Source organism: Armatimonadota bacterium (genome assembly GCA_020354555.1).
Classification (GTDB): Bacteria; Armatimonadota; Hebobacteria.
Genome location: CP070648.1, coordinates 4,138,936 through 4,142,798, shown reverse-complemented (window position 1 = coordinate 4,142,798; position 3,863 = coordinate 4,138,936). Strand labels below are relative to the sequence as shown.

Annotated in this window: 4 protein-coding genes; all 4 read right to left on the bottom strand. The window is 65.3% G+C overall.

What is annotated here, in order from left to right:
- Window positions 1-418 precede the first annotated feature (418 nt).
- Window positions 419-892, bottom strand: a complete 474-nt coding sequence (gene flgN / locus JSV65_16950; GenBank protein UCH34204.1) for a flagellar export chaperone FlgN — start codon at window positions 890-892, stop codon at window positions 419-421.
- Window positions 893-1,021: 129 nt separating this feature from the next.
- A complete protein-coding gene (flgM, locus tag JSV65_16945) occupies window positions 1,022-1,324 on the bottom strand; it encodes a flagellar biosynthesis anti-sigma factor FlgM (protein UCH34203.1) in 303 nt (100 codons plus the stop codon).
- 19 nt (window positions 1,325-1,343) lie between these two features.
- Window positions 1,344-1,586 carry a hypothetical protein gene (locus tag JSV65_16940; GenBank protein ID UCH34202.1) on the bottom strand — a complete coding sequence of 81 codons (243 nt, stop codon included), beginning with the start codon at window positions 1,584-1,586 and terminating at the stop codon, window positions 1,344-1,346.
- A 1,460-nt stretch (window positions 1,587-3,046) separates the two neighbouring features.
- Window positions 3,047-3,268: a MerR family transcriptional regulator gene (locus JSV65_16935; protein UCH34201.1), complete on the bottom strand. Its 222-nt coding sequence runs from the start codon at window positions 3,266-3,268 to the stop codon at window positions 3,047-3,049.
- Window positions 3,269-3,863 lie beyond the last annotated feature (595 nt).

Sequence of the window (3,863 nt, the reverse complement as noted above, 5' to 3'; positions counted from 1 at the left end):
TTCCACAGTTGGGCGCCCCACCCCAGCGGGCGCTCCAAGCCTCGGCTGCCCAAGCCAGCCATACTGCTGCTACGGCGTCACGCTCGTCAGCCGTGACACATCCGCCAGAGGTTACCGGGCGTGCAGCGGCGGAGCTATTGTGGATAACCACAATATGGGTCAGCGCAAAGCAATGCGGGGCAGCCGGAAGCGGGACATCCCAGACATTGTGCGGTTTCTCTTGCCGAGGTGCGGGCGTCAGGACAGCGACGGGAGGGCATCACGCCCTCCCATCGGGAAATCGGCTATGGAGGCGGGCGGTCAACTTGCCCGCCTGCGGCGCCTACCTGATCGGCTTCACGAAGTTGCAGCCGCGCTGGATGAACGTCGCCATCTGCCCGCGGGTGCAGATTACCGTCGGCCGGAAGGTGCCGTCGCCCTAGCCGCCGGTCGGCGCGCCGTCAGGGGCGCAGGCATCGGAGTCCCGCTCGGCGCCGATCAATCTCAGTGAGAAGTCAATGTATCCCAGCGCGTTGCGGGCCAGTTCGAGATTGCCGAGGCTGGTGCGGCGGATCTCGTCAGACAGGCCCTGCAATCGCGCCCGCAGATCGCGGTAGCGTTTCGCATAGGCGTCCGGCGCGGCCGCGGCGATCGCCGCGAGCGTGATCGGGTCGCTGTCCAGGTGCAGCACGCTCTTCAGCCGGCGCAGGCACACGTCGGCTTGACGATCCAGGTTCGCGATGAGGCGCATCAGCTCCGACTGGCGGTCAACGATCGCGTCGAGCGCGCCCATCCTCCCCGCAAGCAACTGCTCGCGCTGCTCGCGAATCAGTGCGAGGAGTTCCTCGTACCCGCGAGATTCCTTTTCCAGAACCGACAGTGTGACGTCGTGAAACTCGTGTACGGTTTCCATGGCGGCAACCTCTCTGCGGCTCACGGCAGTCAGTCCACATGCACGTCTATGCGCGTCATAAACGACGCCAAGCTTCATCCAGCGCCGGCCGCAGCGGATGGGACGAGCAGCCCGCCGCGGCGATCGGAGCTACAGCTTCCGCAGAACGCGCCCGAGGCGCGCTTCGGTCAGGATTCTATCGGCAAGTTCCCCTGGGCAAACCTGATACTCGCCGCGCTCGATCTGCTCACGAATGCGCGCCACCTTGTCCTCGCGGATCCCCGGCGCGCCGGCCGCGAGTTCTTGCGCGCGCGCGATGTCCGCCGCGCGTCGCGACAGGCCCAGGCTGTCGTGGCGAGCCGCCTGCGACGGGTCCTTCGCGGTGTCCGGGCGATGGGTGCCCTCGAGTTGCGCTTCGAGCAGTTTCTCGATTTGGCGGTTCGAGATCCTCATGGCGAATCCGCTTGCCGCGCTATGCGGCGGCTCCTGCCCCCCAGGATTCGAGTCGCACGGTGAGTTCCGTGTGCCCGGCGCGTAGCGGCGCACGCGCCGCGCGGGCGATCTGCTCGACTACCTCGAACCGGTTGAGTGCTGGCGGGGAGGAGAGATGCGCGGCCTCACGCGGCGCGTGGCCCTCGATATCGGCGATATCGGAAGCGATGGGTCGTGCGTCGGACCGCGCAATCTCTCGTGCGGCGTGAGCCTCCTGGGTCACTTGCTGCGATTCCGGCTGCGACTGCGGCTGCGGTTGAGACGGTGTCTCGTGGTTCAGCTCCGACTGCGACTCAGGCTGCTGAGGCTCGTTGCCGGCGTGCGCTTGGCTGAGGGCGGCGGGAGCTTCGCCCTGCGATTGCCCGGCCGTACCGGCGCTTGAGGCGTGAGCCTGAGTGGCGGAAGGCTCATTCCGCGTCCCCATCGTTGGAGGCTGCGGCGATGATGGCGATTCTATCGGCGGTCGCGGTGCAGACACGTCTGCCCGCTCGTCCGCGAATGAGGCGCCGAGGGCGAGACTCGCGAAGGATGCCCAAGGCGCGTCGAACCCCCGCGTCTGCGGGCGAACCTGCTCACCCATGAAGCCGAGCAGGAGGTCGGCGAATGCGAGTGCGTTCGCCTCCTCGTGACCGAGAACGGCGCTCGTGAGCGGTGCCTCTTCGCGGAGCGACCTCGATTGGATCGGAATGCTATCCATGTGCTCTATCCGCGCGCCATGCCGGCAAGGCCAGCGGCGGCGGCGCGTCAACGCGCGACGATTCGCTGACCGCCGCGCTGGAATACGTTTGCTGCCGCGGCAACAGGCTCGATGAGGCGCGGCACCCCACTCAGTACCGCGCGGCAATGCGCTCACTGCGGCGGCAAGCCCCTCACTATGTATTATCGCCTTCGGGGAGTCGCGACTTGAGCGAAAGGTTGGGGAGAACGGGAAAAGGGGAGGACATGGCGGCTGCGCAGGCGCCGGCGCGATGCGTTCGAGAAGTAAGCGCGGACTCGCGGACCGTCGGCAACGCGCGGCTGCGTCCATTCCCGGGCCTGCCGCGTGCTGGGGGAGGGAGGGATCGGTCGGTTGCGGCGGCCGGCCCCTCCCTCGGGGGAGTTAGCGGTCAGCAGCAGGAGGCCGTTGGTGGTCTCTCTTCGCTGCATGCACCCGCAGCGCGGTTCGCGCTGCGGGCACGGGTCGATACGGGATCACCATTGCACGTCTGGGGCGCGATGGCGGCCAAGCCTGCCGGACCGGCGTGTGACACTTGCTGCAACGCTTGCTGGGATGGCAGCTTCTTCAGGTACGTTCCTGCGTACCGGCGATGGGTCGTTCGGCATCCGGATTCGCATACGGAACTTCTCGCTTCCGGCAGGCTCGGCCACTGGGATTTGCCGCTCACTACATGTGCTGCTCTTGCAGCTATGCGTACTGCGCGCTGCGGGCGCGGTGAGTCCTTGGTCGGGCACCCGGGTCCCGGCGCCATCGCGGTGTTGGCTGCGGACGACGCGTCCGCCGTGATGTATGCCGCTGGACTGGGGGATATCGTGTGCCGTATCGATCATTGCGAATTCGCAGGTCGGCGTCGAGCGCAGTCCTACCCCGGATTATTCATACTGCGCTTGAAGTGCGTGCATCCTGCGCATGACGCGTGCGCGCATGAATAATGCGCGCCAGGTCGGGCCGGGCCGGCTGCGTACCTAGACGACATGCTGCGCCTCGTTTCGCTCCTCAGCTTCCAACATCTCGCTCACTACTATGAGGTTAAGACCTTCATCCAGCAGTTGCTGGATCCGTTTGATTCGCTGCAGGTCTCGCTTTGAGTAGAGGCGGCGCCCTATCGGGTCTCGTCTGGGCTGAATCAGCCGGTACTTGTTCTCCCAGAACCTCAACTTCGCAGCTGCGACTCCGGTGAGTCTCACCACGGTTCCCATTGGGTAGACGGCCATGTCGGGCGGCGCATGCATCCTGCGACACTCCTCTCTTGAGCCAGTATGGACCATACATGCCACGCTCGCAGTCTTGTATCTGGACGCTGCGTCCGCGCATGGACAACGCCCGCCAGGACGCCAGTCGTGTATTCATCATTCAGCCGTGAGGTGGCAGCGGTCAACTTATTCCACACAATTACGTGGAATTGAGATGAATGTTGATTCTATTGCATGAAACTAGCAAAGCATCGCGTGTTTCATGTCGCCCCCACTGCTGTCGCACACCGCGCGGAGTGGCGTGACGGGAATCCGCAAGGGGAGACGGGGCGCGAGACAACGGCTAGTTGAGGGGTGAATCAAGGTCATCAATGCCGGTGATTTGGCGCCACGACAAGCGGAAGCTGTCTCAGTGTCGCGTTGGGCGTCGGGGGGGTGAGATAGCGGGGGAAATCTCCGGCCCACGATACAGGCGCCGCGCTGGGCTCACCCGGGCGCTGGTACCCAGTCGATGTGCCGATGTGTGACGCAGACTCGGATACGGCGCAAGCCGCGTTTCCCGAGTGCGGGGGAGGGAACAGTAGCCCAT